Here is a 15,203-nt window from a genome sequence, read left to right as displayed (position 1 = left end):
CCCCTATCGTGACTGCCATCAAACTGATCGTTGGCCTGGGAAATCCAGGCGCTGAATACGAACAGACCCGGCATAACGCAGGGGCCCTTTTTGTTGAGCGCATCGCCCACGCACAGAATGTGAATCTCGTGGCCGATCGCAAATATTTCGGCCTGACCGGGCGCTATTCGCATCAGGGTCAGGATGTTCGTCTGCTGATTCCCACCACCTACATGAACCGCAGCGGCCAGGCCGTGGCGGCACTCGCCGGTTTCTTCCGCATCAAGCCTGAAGAAATCCTCGTGGCGCATGACGAACTCGATCTGCCTCCGGGCGTTGCCAAGCTCAAGCAGGGCGGCGGCCATGGCGGTCACAACGGGTTGCGCGACATCATTGCGCAACTGGGCAATCAGAATACGTTCTACCGCCTGCGGCTTGGCATCGGCCACCCGGGCGTTGCCAGTATGGTTTCAAATTTCGTCCTGGGTCGTGCGCCACGCGCCGAACAGGAAAAACTCGATGCCAGCATCGACTTTGCCCTCGGCGTGCTGCCGGATATCCTCGCCGGGGAATGGAACCGCGCGATGAAAAACCTGCACAGCCAGAAGGCCTGACTTTTACCCGAGGGGAAACACCATGGGATTCAATTGCGGCATCGTCGGCCTGCCTAACGTCGGCAAGTCCACCCTGTTCAACGCCCTGACCAAATCCGGTATCGCGGCCGAGAACTTCCCCTTCTGCACCATTGAGCCGAACAGCGGCATCGTGCCGATGCCGGATCCGCGTCTGGAAGCTCTGGCGGCCATCGTCAATCCGAAGCGCATCCTGCCGACCACCATGGAATTCGTCGACATCGCCGGCCTCGTCGCTGGCGCCTCGAAAGGTGAAGGCCTGGGCAACAAGTTCCTTGCCAACATCCGCGAAACCGACGCTATCGCTCACGTGGTGCGCTGCTTCGAAGACGACAACGTGATCCACGTGTCGAACAGCGTCGACCCGAAACGCGACATCGAAATCATCGACCTGGAGCTGATCTTCGCCGACCTCGACAGCTGCGAGAAGCAACTGCAGAAAGTCGCGCGCAACGCCAAGGGCGGTGACAAGGACGCCGTCGTTCAGAAGGCTCTGCTCGAGCAACTGATCGCGCACTTCACCGAAGCCAAGCCGGCGCGCAGCCTGATGAAGAACATGAGCGCGGATGAGAAAGCCGTGATCAAGGGCTTCCACCTGCTGACCACCAAACCGGTCATGTACATCGCCAACGTCGCTGAAGACGGTTTCGAGAACAACCCGCACCTGGACGTGGTCAAGGCTATCGCTGAAGAAGAAGGCGCCATGGTCGTTCCGGTGTGCAACAAGATCGAAGCGGAAATCGCCGAGCTCGATGATGGCGAAGAAAAAAACATGTTCCTCGAGGCCCTGGGCCTGGAAGAGCCTGGCCTGAACCGTGTGATCCGCGCCGGCTACGAAATGCTCCATCTGCAGACCTACTTCACCGCTGGTGTCGAAGAAGTCCGCGCCTGGACCGTCAAGGTCGGTGCCACCGCACCACAGGCCGCTGGCGTGATCCACACCGACTTCGAAAAAGGCTTCATCCGCGCCGAAGTGATCGCCTACAACGACTTCATCCAGTACAAGGGCGAAGCCGGCACCAAAGAAGCCGGCAAGTGGCGCCTGGAAGGCAAGGATTACATCGTCAAGGACGGCGACGTGATGCACTTCCGTTTCAACGTGTAAGCGTTACGCCCAAGAAAAAGCCGCGTTTGATACGCGGCTTTTTTGTGTTTGCGATCTGACACTGTACCTGTGGGAGCGGGCTTGCTCGCGAAGGCGTCGTGTCAGCTGAGCATTCGTCAACTGACACACCCATTCGCGAGCAGGCTCGCTCCCACAGTTCGATTCGTCTGTTCAGGCCTTTTTGGTACGCGGCAAAAAGATCGCCAACACACCAAACAACGGCAAGAACGAGCAAAGGAAATACACGTACTCAATCCCGTGCACATCCGCCAGATGTCCGAGCAGCGCCGCGCCAATCCCGCCGAAACCAAACATCAGGCCAAAGAAAATCCCGGCAATCATCCCGACATTGCCCGGCACCAGTTCCTGCGCGTACACCACGATCGCCGAGAATGCCGAAGCGAGAATAAAACCAATCACCACGCTGAGAATGCTGGTCCAGAACAGATCGACATGCGGCAGGATCAGGGTGAAAGGCGCTACGCCGAGGATCGAAAACCAGATCACAGCCTTGCGCCCGATCTTGTCGCCAATCGGCCCGCCGAAGAACGTCCCCGCCGCCACCGCGCCCAGGAAAAGGAACAAGTGCAGCTGCGAGCTGGCCACCGACAGGTCGAACTTCTCGATCAGGTAGAAGGTGAAGTAGCTGGTGAAACTGGCCATGTAGAAATATTTGGAGAACACCAGCAACCCCAGCACCACCAGCGCACTGGTCACCCTGCCCTTTGACAAGCCATGAGTCGCCGCCTGGCCGGCCTTGAGCTTGAACAGGTTGAGGTGATTGGCGTACCAGCGGCTGATGCGGTACAGCACGAACAGTGCAAACACTGCGAACAGACCGAACCACGCCACATTGCCCTGGCCGAAGGGAATGATGATCGCCGCCGCCAGCAGCGGGCCGAACGCGGAACCGGCATTGCCGCCGACCTGGAAGGTCGATTGCGCCAGACCAAAGCGCCCACCCGAGGCCAGTCGCGCAACACGCGAGGCTTCCGGGTGAAAGGTCGACGAGCCGATACCAATCAGCGCCGCCGCCAGCAGAATCAATGGGAAGCTGCCGACCACCGACATCATCAGAATGCCAATCAAGGTACACACGGTGCCCGCCGGCAACAGCCACGGTTTCGGGTGACGATCAGTGTGATAACCGACCCACGGCTGCAACAGCGACGCGGTCAACTGAAAGGTCAAGGTGATGAGGCCGACCTGAGTGAACGTCAGGCCATAGTTGGCTTTGAGCATCGGGTAGATCGACGGCAGCACCGACTGGATCAGGTCGTTGATCAAATGCGCCAGCGCCACCGCGCCGATGATGCGCATCACCAAGGGGCTGCTTTGCGGAGCAGCGGTCGCCGAGGCAGCGGCGGTCTGAACGTTGCTGATAGCCATGGAAATTTCCGGACAGCAGATGGGTGCCCGCAGGCAGGTGCGCCAATGTGCCATTTTTCGGTGCGCCAGCGCTATCCCCTTAGCCAGCTAACTAAGTTATTCACGACTCTTCACCCTGCGTAGGAGCTGCCGAAGGCTGCGATCTTTCGATCTTGCTTTTAAGCATCAAAGTCAAAAGATCGCAGCCTTCGGCAGCTCCTACAGGGGGTCGATGGTGGCGAAGGTGATAGCTCAACGCCATGGTCTGAATCTTGCCTTGATTCTGCCCTTGAACGCGATCGCCTTACAAAGGCGCTCGACAATGGGAAGTTTCGCTACAGAGCCGGCCTACAGAGCGGGCGTGGGTGAACTTTCGAGGCCTTTTAGCAGGGCACAACATCAAGGTCACACGACTGCGATGCACGCCAATGGTGCGTGGTGTCCAGAGGAGTCATGAGGCATGCAGGCTTTCCTTTCACCGGGGATCAAATTGCTGGGGCGGTTTGGCTTCGCGGGTAAATTCCAATTGTTGTTTCTGCTGTTCATTCTGCCGTTGGCCGGCAGCCTGTTGATGATCGGCCATGACTACCGCGAGAAGCTCAACCTGATCTCCGGCGAACGTGCCGGAGTACGTCAATTGCTCGCGCTGGATGCGCTGGACAACCTGCTCGCCGCGCAACGCGACCGCGCCGCCCGCTGGCGCGCCACCGAGACCAATCGCCAGCCGACACCGGCCACCCTCGCCGCAATGGCGGCCTTCGACAGTGTGCAACCGGCGGTGCTGCAAGCCACCACGGAGCTGGGCAATGCCCTCAATCAGCAAGGCGCCGACGGCGCAATCCTCGAACGCTTTCAGGCGCTGCAAACCGCGCTCAATGGTCTGGATTCGAAAAGTCTCAGCAGCGTCGGCTGGTGGCCGGACGGCTATGACCGTTTCACCAATGCCCTGGGCGCGCTGCAAGCGTTGCGCGAGCAGATCGTCATGGACAATCGCCTGACCCTCGCGCCGTGGCTGGAAACCTACTTGCTGACGCAGATTTCCACGCAACACGCACCGGACCTGATCGAGCGGGTCGGCCGTCTCGCCGCAGTCGGCCAGGCTTCGGTGGTCTCCGGGCAGTTCACCCTGCAGAGCCGCTTGCAGTTGCGCGACCTGCGCAGTCGCATCGGGGACGCCCGCGAGCAACTGGTGAAAACCGCCGGCCTGCTGGAGGCGCGTCTGCCAGCTGAGCTGCAAGCCTGGGCCGGTCAGTATCACGACAGCCTGAAACACCTCGACAGCGGCCTGAAAGTCCTCGACGACGGTGTGTTTGGCGGCAGCATCAACCTCAAGCCGGAAGACTTCGAACGCAGCCTCGACGCGCTGCTCACCGACCTCGCTTCCCTGCGCCAGCAATCATTGGTGGCGCTGGATCAGCGGCTCGATGCGTATTACAGCTCGGCGATCCGCCAGTTCATCCTTGTCGCCGCAATCTTCGGTTGCCTGCTGTTGGCCGCGCTGTATCTGTTCGTTTGCCTGCAAGCCTCGATCCGCCGCAGTGCCAGCGGCATCACCTTGCTCGCTGAGGCTTTGCGCGACGGTAACCTGAGCCTGCAAGTGCCAGTGGTGGGGCGCGATGAGCTGGCAGCGATCAGCACCGCGCTCAACGTCGCCGTGGTGCAATTGCGCAGCAGCATGCTCGGCGTCGACCACGAGACCTCGCAGTTGAGCAACGCGGTACGCAGCCTCAACCAACACTCCAGCGGCGCCCTCAGTGAAGTCGAGGCGCAGCAGTTGCAGATCAGCCAGATCGCCGCTGCCGCCACGCAATTGGCCGCCACCTCGCAAGGCGTCGCGCAGAGTTGCGAACAGGCCTCCGGCAGCGCCCAGCACACTCGGCGCATCGCCGCCGACAGCAGCCGCGACAGCCAGCGCACCACGGCCAGCATTCAGCAGCTCAATCAGCGCCTGAACGACACCGCCGCCGCGCTCGGCCGGGTCAGCGAGCAAGGCCAGCAGATTCAACTGGTCGTGGACACCATTCGCGGCGTCGCCGAGCAGACCAACCTGCTCGCACTCAACGCCGCCATCGAAGCCGCCCGCGCCGGCGAACAGGGTCGCGGTTTCGCCGTGGTCGCCGACGAGGTGCGCAGCCTCTCGCAACGCACGCAATCGTCCACCGCGCAGATCGCCGGCACCGTCGACAGCCTGCGTGCCACGGTCAACGAAGCGGTGAGCCTGATGGAAGCCGCCTGCGGCCAGGCGCAATCGGATGCCGAGGCGGTCACCGGACTCGGCGAACGCCTGGGAGAAATCGCCAGCGCCGTACAGAGCGTCACCGACACCCTGGCGCAAATCGCCACAGCTGTGGAAGAACAGGCCAGCACCGCCGACGAAGTCAGCGGCAATATCCAGCAGGTCGATCAAGCGGCGGTGCGTTTGCTTGAAGGCGCACGCGCGGTGAACCTCGCGGCGGACACCTTGAGCCAGGGTAGCGAAGCCCTGAGCGCCAATACCGCCAGATTCCAACTGCGCTGACGCCCTCCCGCCCCCGATTTTCGGGGCTGGAGGATAAGCAGTTGAAAACAGGAAGAAATATTTTCGATTTACGCTTGACGCTTTGCCATTTCAGGGGAATAATGCGCGCCACTTGGCTACATAGCTCAGTTGGTTAGAGCATAGCATTCATAATGCTGGGGTCCGGGGTTCAAGTCCCTGTGTAGCCACCAAGTACCTGTTTACAGATGTCTCTATGAGTCTCTAAACAACCTCAAGAAGCCCGCCTAGTGCGGGCTTTCTTGTTTCTGGCTATCTCTCCCTGTATCCCTCTATACCTTCCCTCCGTGTATCCCTCTGTGTATCCTCGACAAATAATTGAACCGAGGGGATACAAGCCCAAATGAAGCGCTCCGAGATAAAACGTCGCCCCCTTTCCGATACCGCATTGGCCGGCCTTGAGCCTGACGCCAAGGAGTATCGCGAGCTCGACGGGAGCGGCCTTTATTTTCGCGTGAAGCCTGACGGGCAAAAGTCTTGGCAGCTCCGTTACAAGAAGCCAGACGGCAAATGGTCGTGGCTCGGGCTCGGCGGTTACCCAGAGGTGAGCGGATCGGCCGCCAGGCAGAAAGCTGCCGAACTACGCACCGATGCCGCCGACGGCAAAAACCCCATCGTCACGAAACAGGCTCGCAGAAAGGCAGATCGGGATATCGCCGGCGAGACATTCGAGCCATTGGCGCGTGAGTGGTACGCGTCACGCCTGACCAACTGGGACGCCGGCACGGCGAAGCGGATCATCGGCGCCCTGGAGCGTCATGTCTTCCCCGTGTTCGGCAAGCGCCAGTTCGTGGATATCACCCCACTTGAATGGATGGAGTTCCTGCGCGGCATGGAGCAGAAAGGAATCCTTGAGCAAATGAGCCGGGTTCGCTCCTACTGCCGCGACGTTTACGACTTGGCCCGGGTTACTGGTCGCGCGACGCACAATCCGCTGGAAGGCCTGCAGAAGTATCTCCAGTCAGGCAAGGCCGAGAACTACGCCCACGTAACGCAAGACGAGTTGCCCGGCCTGATCCGCGCGATTGCCGCATATCCACATGCCCACGATGTCCGCCTCGGCCTGCGCTTGCTGAGCCTGTTTGCCGTGCGCCCCAGCGAGCTGCGCGAGGCGGAGTGGTCAGAGTTCGACCTTGATAAAAAGATCTGGACCGTCCCGGTGAATAGGAAGGGGCGGAAAAAGGGATTGGAACATCTGGTCCCCCTCTCCACTCAAGCGATCGAGGCGCTGGAAGAGTTGCGCAAGTACACCGGTGGCAATCCCCTGCTTTTCCCCGGGCGCAGCGACCGCACGAAGCCCCGCAGCGACACGGTGTTCCTGATGGCATTGCGGCGAATGGGGTATGAGGGGCGTCAGACCGGGCACGGGTTCCGACACATCGCGTCGACGATCCTCAATGAAAACGGGTTCGATGAGAACCACATTGAGGCCCAGCTCTCCCACAAGAAGCCTGGCGTGGCTGGCATTTACAACAAAGCCAAGTATCTGCCGCAGCGCACAGTGATGATGCAATGGTATGCGAACTACCTTGACGGCTTGGCTGGCGGTACGGTGATCCAAGGGCACTTTGGCAAACGCGCCTGACTTTTCTCTACCCTTGGCGTAGACAGCTATAGACTGTTACATACACTGTTCAGATACACAGTACACGGGCAGTACATGCGTTTTGACCAGCCTAGCCCGACGGGGCGAAAAGCGGGCACTCACCCGCCTGGCTGGTCAATCTGATGAGCAATGCCGGAGGGCATTCAATTGACGGTAACTCCTACACCAGAAAGCTTCTACGACCTTTCATTGGTCGCTGACCGCCTCATTGAAGAGGCGTCTAAAGCAATCACTTTCGAGATCGATAAGCTGGCATTCGACGGGTTTCGTGATACAGACCTTCCCGGCGTGGCATCCATTTGCGCGGCACTCATCCAAGAAAAATACAGCGCGCTCATCGAAGGCGAGCCGAAGAGAACCCTGGAATGGTTGGAGTCTGAGCCAGCGTTCGCTATGGCATTTAAATCGCTGGGCTACCAGAAGGTGGCAGAAGACCACTGGGAGGAGCCGATCCTCCGCGAGCTGGAGCGCTGGGTGCCGAAATTCAGGGCCGAGAAGTACGCCAGTGCGAGCTACATTGCTCTGAAGATCGCCCGCCTCCCTTGCCACTATCTACAGTACGTTTCTCGCGTCGCGTTGGCGTCTCACCGATACATCAGCGGTGTAGGGCATCGAACGGCAATCGAGGGGCCATCAACAATACGCCGGCTCAAAGACCTGATCGCTGAATTCGAGGACGTGATCAGCACTGAGTGGTTGCCCCAAAGCCTGCGGAAGAGTCTCGCTTATAGCATCAGGACAAAATCAGCTTTGCATGACCTGGAGTCGTGCTACGACATAGCAGCGCCTGCAAGTAGGAGAAACGATGCCGACTTGCCTACCCGACTTTTCGCCACGGATCTGCTGAGGATTAATCAAGAAACGTTCCACTCGTTCCATAAAAAGGCGGTATTCCATCTGATGGGCCTGTCGTTTGTGGATCGGCCCTTGGAGATGAGAACCATCGAGCGCTTGGCCAAAAGTGAGCTTGACGCTCATCGAGAGATCGCGGCGAAACGGATCGCCGACAAAAGAGGCCTCGATTTCGACCATGTTCTGGCGACATTAAAGGAGACCAAAAGCTTCAACTTCCCGCGCAAGAACACCAGCTGAAATAGCGGCGCTTTGTCGTGCTCAAGGCGCTGGCGAATTGCGAACCTGTCTCCCGTCATCTCCAGCTATTACGGGAAGCGCAAAATGCACACTATCCATACTCCACACCAGCCATCTGCCGGCGCAGCGCAGAACTTTGATCCGGCGATCACCCTGATTCGCATGCCGGACCTTGAGGCCATCACCGGCCTCGCCCGCCCCACCGTGTACAAACGCCTCAAAGACGATCCGACCTTTCCCCGCCCGGTGCCGCTGAGCAACAGTAAGTCGCGCGGCTCGCCGGTGGGCTTCGTGCTGGCCGAGGTCCAGGCATGGGTGCGCCAGCGCATCGCCCTGCGTGGAGAGGCCGCATAAATGAACGACCAAAAAAAAGGCCAACCCAAAAAGGCCAGCCCGGAAAAATCTCAAGCCGATATTACCACCAGCACCGGGAAAGCACCGACAAAGATCAGTCGCGTCCTGGGCCACTTCCTCAAAGACCTGAGCCTAAACCGCTTCGAGGCCGAGCGCTTGGGCGACCACTGCCTTCACTCGACCATCAGCAGTCTGGCCAACGGCTACGGGCTGAACTTCAACCGCCTGATGGAGCGCGTTCCGAACCATTGGGGCCTGCCTTGCCTGGTGACCCGCTACAGTCTGCCGGCCTCCGAACACAAGCGCGGCCACAACGTCCTGGCCATGCTTGAGAAGACGGGCGCATCCCGCAGGCAGGCGGCGGCATGAACGCGCCACTAATGTTCTGCGATGAACGGTCGATAAGTCTTCTTGCCAGCAGTCGTCCTCGTCGGTATGGTTCGCCAGTCGCTGCAAATTCAGCGACCGGGCGTAGGAACCCGATTAGCAAAAGGCGCATCAGCGCCCAGATCACTTCTGCAGGCGTTTTTTTTCGCTTGCAGTTCCGTGTTATGGCGGCTGTGTGCGGGCAGGCTTCGGCCTGGCCGGGTCCCTTTTGCCCCGGTATTCCTACCCCGCGCACGGCTGCCACCCAATCCCGTAGGAAGGATCGTGGCAGCTCCTCATCAGCAGAAGGAGCTTCACAGATGCCAGCCCTCATTCCGTCCAAAATCCGCGCACTCGCTCACCGCCGCATGGCCTTGAGCGCACTCCGCGCAAACTCTTCCCTATCCACCCGCCTCGCCCGTTATAACGCCCAAATGGCCATTGTCCGCGCCCTCGAGAGTGCCGGGGGTGCGCAATGACCCGCGAACTATGTCTCCTCGGTAATGATGCGATCGAAGGGGAAGTGCTGCGCGAGGCGGTTATAGACGCCCGCGATATGTGCTCCATGAATTTCGCCAGAGAAGAACATCAGAAGCTGGAGAAGATCCTGCTGACGTTCGTCATCCCCGCCTTGGGTGGCTATGACAATGACCTGGCGTGTGATATCGCCCGCCATGTCGAACAGATTCGCACCTTCAGCGGTAATTTTTGCTGGCGCCATCGTTATCTGGGCGCCTCGCACGGCGTGGTAGGTAAGCGCACCGAAATGGGCGAAGGGGGTGCGCAATGACGACCAGATCGAAAGCCGACAACTGCCAGCAGGTGGCCCAAGAGGCACTTTTCCAGCTCGATTGCTGCCGCGAGTTCAGCGACTGGATGCTGGCCCTGATGACCGCCATTCGTGACGACCAAAAACACTCCGATGGGAAGAACGTTCCCGGTCTGTCGAACCTCGGCGTGTACCTGGCGGAAACGCATCTTGGGGATGTTGAGCAGTCGTTCGAGCTGCTGAGTGACAATCTGTCGAGCCTCGGAGGTGCGGCATGACTGGCACACCCCAGACCAACACAGGCGTGGTCGACGATCTGCGGGATGCACAGGACATTCTGGTACTTCTGGCGATGTCGTTGGCGCTGATCGCCTCGCCCTCGACTCACATCCTTGTGGCTCGCGTGACGGCTGTGTTCGCACAGCACACAGCCATGGCTTGGGCCGATCTCCTCGGCGATGTCATCGCCGAACAGGAGGCGTCCCAATGATTCAGCCAATGATGCTCAAACGCCGCCGAACCCTTCCGGCTCACCGCCTCCCCTACGTCGGCAACACCGTCTACACCGACCCGATGGGGCGCATCGGGTACTGGGATGTTCCCTTGATCGGTGGTTATAGCGGTGGCTGGGCAACCGGCGGAGCGCTGGCGCTGATCGCCTTGAAACACATGAGCAATTACGCCCAGCGAGTTGATGGCGACCACCTCAAATACATCGCCGCTTCGTGGATCGACCGCGCCAGCCAGGCGTCCCCCGAGGAGCTGGAAACGCTCAAGGCGCAAGTCATGGGGTTCATGGCAGAGATCGGCAAGTTCACCGAGGCGTCGGCTGTTGGCTCGCGATTGCGGCTTTCCCAGGTCGACGACAAGGCCGCGCTAAAAAAGGCGAATGAAGGGCTTGGATTTATGGCTGCAGAACGGGCACGCCGGACGCAGACGAACGACGCGCACTCGGCGCGAAACGCTGATTCGATAAAGGGTTAAGACCATGAAACTTCAAAACGGCGCATCAGCGTCGACGGGATCGGCTTGCCTGAAGAAAGCCAACGAGCTGTTTTATGTGACCCATCCGAAGGCGCCAAAAGCGCTGCTCGGTCCGTTCCTGACCGAAGCCGACGCCGAGTGCGGGCGTGTAGTTATGCGTAGCGCCGACGCCCAGGTCACTGCGTGTCTGGTCGATTCCATCGACGATTTCACCCACTGGCACGCACTGAACAACGGCAGGATCTGCCGCGCCTTCGCAGGGAGCGCCAGCCATGGGTGACGTAATTCAGTTCGACCCGCACGCCACTTCCGGGCGCGAGAGCGAGCCGGCCCACATGGACGACTACGGCCGGTCGCTGTTGCTGTGCGCTTTTAGCGATCTGGTGACGCTGCGCGACAGCGCCGCCGACGACCATAGCCGCAAGCAAACGGATGCGGTCGTTAAGCAGATCGGGGTGGTGCTGGCGCGCTATGAACCGGAGGGCGCGGCATGACAGATGCGACGATCCTTTTCCGCGACGCGCTCCAGGCCGCCTATGGCCCTTTGGATTGGCTTCCAGATCCAGACGGTGCCATTCACCGGTTTCACGTCCCAAGCGATAAGCCCGGCAGCCAAAACGGTTGGTATGTGCTGTATCTGGACAACATCGCATCCGGGGCTTTCGGAAGCTGGAAGGACGGCACCACCAGCACCTGGTGTAGCCGCGAGCCGGTGGACGCCCGCGAAGCCGCGCAGATCCGCGAGCGAATCGAACTGGCCAGACGCCAGCGTGAAGCGGAACAGCGCCAGCGCCATGCGCGGGCGGCGGCAAGAGCGAATCATTGGTGGCGCAACGCGCGGCGCGCATCACCCGACCATCCGTATCTGGTGGCGAAGGGTGTTCGCTCCTACGGCTTGCGCCAGCGCGGGGCTGACTTGCTCGTTCCGCTGTACCTCGACGGTCGACTGGTCAACCTACAACGCATCGCACCGGACGGCGGCAAGCGCTTTCTCTTCGGCGGGCGGATCAAGGGCACCTATTCCCCGCTGGGCATCATCCAGCCCGGCGCGGTGCTTTGTATCTGCGAAGGGTGGGCGACCGGCGCCAGCCTCCATCAGCACGGTGGATACGCGGTGGCCGCAGCCATGAACGCGGGCAACTTGATGCCGGCCGCAATGGGTCTCCGCTCCCGCTACCCAGCCCAGCCAATTGTCGTTGCTGGCGACGATGATCGGCTCACCGATGGCAACCCAGGACGCGCCGCTGCAAACGCCGCAGCCGCAGCCGTGGGTGGTGAGGTCGCTTTCCCCGACTGGCCAGACAACGCACCTGAATCCCTGACTGACTTCAACGACCTTGCAAACTGGAAACTCGCCAATGGCCAAGCCTGACGCCAACGTGATCACCCTTCGTCCGGAAGCCGCCACCATTGCGCCAGCGCGTCCCTGCTGGGCGGTATACGAGCACTGGGTAACCAACGAGAACGGCCGCAAGCTGCGCCCCGGGGTGTACTGGCATAGCTTCAAGCGTACCGCCGCCGATCAGGACGACGCGGAGAGCGACGCCGCGGACCGCCCCATCACCGACGAATGGATCTCCAGCCCTGTCACGGTTGTGGCGCGCACGACCAACAGCGACGACGGCAGCGAAGGGCGCCTGCTCCGCCTGGTCACGGAGGGCGGCATCAAGGAATGGATCATCGCCATGGAGGTGTTCGGCGGGAGCGGCGAGGACGCTCGCCGGGCACTGTTCGGCATGGGCGTAATCATCGCGCTCAAGAAGCGCGGAACGTTCATGGAGTACCTGCTCGATCAGCACCCCGCCGAGGTGTTCGCCACCACCGGCCGGCCTGGCTGGCATGAGTCAGGCGCGTTCGTGCTACCCGGGCGAACGATCGGCACCGCCAACGTGCGATATCAGGCGAGCAACAGAGCTCAGGTGTTGTTCAGTCAGCGCGGCGAGCTGGCGCGGTGGCAGGCCGAAGTGGCAGCCAAATGCGCGGGCAATCCCGTGCTGACGTTGGCGATCGGCTGCTCGCTGGCCGGGCCTCTCCTGAGTCTGGTCGGCGTGCTGGGCGGCGGTGTTCACTTGGTCGGTGACAGCTCGAGCGGCAAGTCGCTGGCTCAACTGATCGGCTCCTCCGTGTGGGGTGACCCCGGCGTGTTCGCCGCCAGTTGGGATATGACCAAGGGCGGGCTTGAGATCGAGGCGTCCAGTCGTAACGACACCATCCTGCCGCTGGACGAGATCAAGCGCGCCGACCCCAAGCGGGTACAGGAAATGGCCTACTCCCTCGCCAACGGGCAAGGCAAAGGCACCATGACCCGAGAGCGTGAGGGACGGGCGAAACTGAGCTGGCGCCTGCTGACACTTTCCAGCGGCGAGCGCTCGCTCTCCGAGCACGCCGCCATTTCCGGGAATGCGGCTCACGCTGGCGCCGAGCTGCGCATGGTCGACGTGAACGCCGGCACCCGCACACATCGCGCCTTTGACGAGTTACACGGCCTTGAGGGCGCTGACTTCCATCGGCAACTCACCGTGGCGGTAGGCGCCCACCATGGACATCTTGGACCTGCGTTCGTGGAGCGTCTGGTCGCAGCAGACGACAAGCCCGGCCTGCTCAGTGACTTCGATGGCATTCGCGCCCAGTTCGTGGAAGACAACGCCCAAGCCGGCCGCGTCGCTGACCGGTTCGCCGTGATCGCGCTGGCTGGCGAGATGGCCATCGCCTACGGACTGCTCCCGTGGGAGCCCGGTACCGCCCTCGCCGACTGCCGCCTGCTCTACGGCGAATGGCTTTCCCGTGTCGGCGGAGGGAATGCCGAAGATCGCCAGATCCTGGCCGGCATCATCGACTTTATCGACAAGCACGGCAGCAGCCGATTCTCGGACGTGGACGCCCCAGAGGCGGACGCAAAGGTTTTCAACCGCGCAGGGTACTGGGAGGTGGTCGCCAACAAGCGACTGTTCCTGTTCAACAAGTCCGCGCTCATCGAAGCCGCCCACGGGTTCGGCCTCACCCGCGTCATCAAGGCGCTGGAGGTTGGCGGAGCCCTGGCCAAGCGCGACACCGATCGGGATAGCCGAAAGACCAAAAAGTACCGCATCCCCGCCGGCGGATCTGCTCGGCTGTACGTCATCGACCCGGAAACTTTGGATGGCGAAGGCGGTGCCGTATGACCTCCACCAACACTAGATACGAATGCCCAACTTCACAGGAACCTACAAACGTGGGGAACAGGGGGAACGGGGGAACAGCCAGCAAAGACGCGGCCTGTAGCCGTTCCCCCTTATTTGGTGTTTGGGGAACAGGGGGAACACAAACATGTTTTTGAATATAAGCGATCAGCGCTTTCCTGACGTTTGGTTATCACTGTTCCCCACAAAAAAACGTGGGGTACAGAATCCCCCTCTGAAAGCCCCGGAATCATTGGGCGTTCCCACTGTTCCCCCGTTCCCCCGTTTTTTTTTCACAGACACATTTGGGCAATGGTGCAAATCGGGCGAGGTGAAGCCGTGAGCCTCCTTTCCAGCCTGCTCGATCACATGCCGCCGACCATCGCGAATACCTCCACGGAGAACCCGCGACGCCCTGCGCCTCGTCCGTCGCTGGCGCTGATCACCCATGCAGAGCGTCGGCCCCAGTTCGTGACTGAGCCTCACGCAAGCGCCGCCACAGCCATGCCTGAGTGGCGGCGGGCGCGCGACGCATACCTCAACCACATCATGGCCTGCCGATCGTGCTATGCGCCCACCAGTCGCTATTGCGGCGCTGGTGCCGAGCTGCGCGCTGATTACGACCGCACGCCCATGGAGACACAGCCATGAAGACCAATATCGTCATAGCCCTGCTGGAAATCGCGCAGAAGCCAGGCGCCAGCAAGAGCACAAGCTTGATCACCACCCGCCGGCTCTGTCGCATCCTCGGCCAGAGAGCAGACGACATCCGAACCGAGCGCCGAGCCATACGGCGAGAGGCCAGCAAGCTGCGCCACTACCTGCCCTTCACCGCAAACAAGATCTACGAGATTCAGCAGAAGTCTTCGGACCATCGGAGCGGTGAATGGGATGACGTGCGCAAGGTGCTGGGCGCGTTCGGGCGGTCGCTGGTGCTGGACACCGAAGGCTTGATGGATGGCCTGGGCTTCGACCGGGTGTGCGATCTGCTGGCGGTAAACACCGTAGAGCGTGAGGCAGCGCGGAAAGAAGGCGTGACGGAGTTGGCGGAGCTGGTGTTCGCCCCATCGCTCGAGGAAAGCGCAGCGCGCCGAGGGCAGGAATGGAACGACGCGCCACTGTTTTACGCGTGCCAGATCGCGACCGCGAATTTCATCAGGGACTGCCCAGAACATTTGCGACCAGACCCTTTCGCACCTGGCGCGCCGTTCGGCCCAAAGCTCCCGCCCGTCCTGAGCATCGTCGGCAAGTAGG

The 15,203-nt window shown here is 61.0% G+C and carries 18 protein-coding genes and 1 tRNA gene; 18 read left to right on the top strand and 1 reads right to left on the bottom strand.

All coding sequences use genetic code 11. From position 1 onward, the window contains the following. Window positions 1-8: 8 nt before the first annotated feature. Complete coding sequence (pth, locus tag AC4IHP_RS19190) at window positions 9-593, top strand: aminoacyl-tRNA hydrolase (protein ID WP_016773203.1); 585 nt, start codon at window positions 9-11, stop codon at window positions 591-593. 22 nt (window positions 594-615) lie between these two features. Beyond that, window positions 616-1,716 carry a redox-regulated ATPase YchF gene (ychF, locus tag AC4IHP_RS19185; RefSeq protein ID WP_490832470.1) on the top strand — a complete coding sequence of 367 codons (1,101 nt, stop codon included), beginning with the start codon at window positions 616-618 and terminating at the stop codon, window positions 1,714-1,716. Window positions 1,717-1,887: 171 nt separating this feature from the next. On the opposite strand, the gene AC4IHP_RS19180 is transcribed toward ychF, so the two are convergent. Then, window positions 1,888-3,105: an MFS transporter gene (locus AC4IHP_RS19180; RefSeq protein ID WP_039761258.1), complete on the bottom strand. Its 1,218-nt coding sequence runs from the start codon at window positions 3,103-3,105 to the stop codon at window positions 1,888-1,890. 439 nt (window positions 3,106-3,544) lie between these two features. On the opposite strand from AC4IHP_RS19180, the gene AC4IHP_RS19175 reads away from it, so the two are divergent. The 16 genes from AC4IHP_RS19175 to AC4IHP_RS19100 all read left to right on the top strand — a co-directional run bounded on the left by AC4IHP_RS19175 (window position 3,545) and on the right by AC4IHP_RS19100 (window position 15,202). After that, the gene (locus AC4IHP_RS19175) at window positions 3,545-5,602 is read left to right on the top strand and encodes a methyl-accepting chemotaxis protein (RefSeq protein ID WP_490832469.1); all 2,058 of its coding nucleotides are present in this window, start codon (window positions 3,545-3,547) and stop codon (window positions 5,600-5,602) included. A 114-nt stretch (window positions 5,603-5,716) separates the two neighbouring features. After that, window positions 5,717-5,793 (top strand) — tRNA-Met (locus AC4IHP_RS19170). A 170-nt stretch (window positions 5,794-5,963) separates the two neighbouring features. Further along, entirely contained in the window at window positions 5,964-7,205 is a 1,242-nt protein-coding gene (locus tag AC4IHP_RS19165) for a tyrosine-type recombinase/integrase (RefSeq protein WP_490832468.1), read from the top strand. 168 nt (window positions 7,206-7,373) lie between these two features. Beyond that, entirely contained in the window at window positions 7,374-8,318 is a 945-nt protein-coding gene (locus AC4IHP_RS19160; RefSeq protein ID WP_490832467.1) for a hypothetical protein, read from the top strand. Window positions 8,319-8,402: 84 nt separating this feature from the next. Then, window positions 8,403-8,672 (top strand): helix-turn-helix transcriptional regulator, encoded by a 270-nt coding sequence (locus tag AC4IHP_RS19155; RefSeq protein ID WP_490832466.1) that lies wholly within the window; start codon window positions 8,403-8,405, stop codon window positions 8,670-8,672. After that, window positions 8,673-9,041, top strand: coding sequence for a hypothetical protein (locus tag AC4IHP_RS19150; protein WP_490832465.1), 369 nt, complete (start codon window positions 8,673-8,675; stop codon window positions 9,039-9,041). A gap of 472 nt (window positions 9,042-9,513) precedes the next feature. Next, complete coding sequence (locus tag AC4IHP_RS19145) at window positions 9,514-9,828, top strand: hypothetical protein (protein WP_490832464.1); 315 nt, start codon at window positions 9,514-9,516, stop codon at window positions 9,826-9,828. Then, window positions 9,825-10,085, top strand: a complete 261-nt coding sequence (locus AC4IHP_RS19140; protein ID WP_490832463.1) for a hypothetical protein — start codon at window positions 9,825-9,827, stop codon at window positions 10,083-10,085. Before AC4IHP_RS19145 ends, AC4IHP_RS19140 begins: the two co-directional genes overlap by 4 nt. Further along, window positions 10,082-10,297 (top strand): hypothetical protein, encoded by a 216-nt coding sequence (locus AC4IHP_RS19135; RefSeq protein ID WP_490832462.1) that lies wholly within the window; start codon window positions 10,082-10,084, stop codon window positions 10,295-10,297. The genes AC4IHP_RS19140 and AC4IHP_RS19135 overlap by 4 nt, the downstream gene beginning before the upstream one ends. Beyond that, complete coding sequence (locus AC4IHP_RS19130; protein WP_490832461.1) at window positions 10,294-10,791, top strand: hypothetical protein; 498 nt, start codon at window positions 10,294-10,296, stop codon at window positions 10,789-10,791. Before AC4IHP_RS19135 ends, AC4IHP_RS19130 begins: the two co-directional genes overlap by 4 nt. 4 nt (window positions 10,792-10,795) lie before the next feature. After that, the gene (locus AC4IHP_RS19125; protein WP_124304115.1) at window positions 10,796-11,071 is read left to right on the top strand and encodes a hypothetical protein; all 276 of its coding nucleotides are present in this window, start codon (window positions 10,796-10,798) and stop codon (window positions 11,069-11,071) included. Continuing rightward, window positions 11,064-11,285, top strand: coding sequence for a hypothetical protein (locus AC4IHP_RS19120; protein ID WP_480417742.1), 222 nt, complete (start codon window positions 11,064-11,066; stop codon window positions 11,283-11,285). Before AC4IHP_RS19125 ends, AC4IHP_RS19120 begins: the two co-directional genes overlap by 8 nt. After that, on the top strand, window positions 11,282-12,163 hold the full coding sequence (locus tag AC4IHP_RS19115; protein ID WP_490832460.1) for a toprim domain-containing protein: 882 nt from the start codon (window positions 11,282-11,284) through the stop codon (window positions 12,161-12,163). The genes AC4IHP_RS19120 and AC4IHP_RS19115 overlap by 4 nt, the downstream gene beginning before the upstream one ends. Then, the gene (locus AC4IHP_RS19110) at window positions 12,150-13,952 is read left to right on the top strand and encodes a DUF927 domain-containing protein (RefSeq protein WP_490832459.1); all 1,803 of its coding nucleotides are present in this window, start codon (window positions 12,150-12,152) and stop codon (window positions 13,950-13,952) included. The genes AC4IHP_RS19115 and AC4IHP_RS19110 overlap by 14 nt, the downstream gene beginning before the upstream one ends. A gap of 336 nt (window positions 13,953-14,288) precedes the next feature. Next, window positions 14,289-14,600 carry a hypothetical protein gene (locus tag AC4IHP_RS19105; RefSeq protein WP_490832458.1) on the top strand — a complete coding sequence of 104 codons (312 nt, stop codon included), beginning with the start codon at window positions 14,289-14,291 and terminating at the stop codon, window positions 14,598-14,600. Further along, window positions 14,597-15,202: a hypothetical protein gene (locus AC4IHP_RS19100; RefSeq protein WP_490832457.1), complete on the top strand. Its 606-nt coding sequence runs from the start codon at window positions 14,597-14,599 to the stop codon at window positions 15,200-15,202. Before AC4IHP_RS19105 ends, AC4IHP_RS19100 begins: the two co-directional genes overlap by 4 nt. Window position 15,203 lies beyond the last annotated feature (1 nt).

The organism is Pseudomonas sp. UF-293 (assembly GCF_058245595.1).
This window is presented reverse-complemented; position numbering and strand designations above follow the sequence as displayed.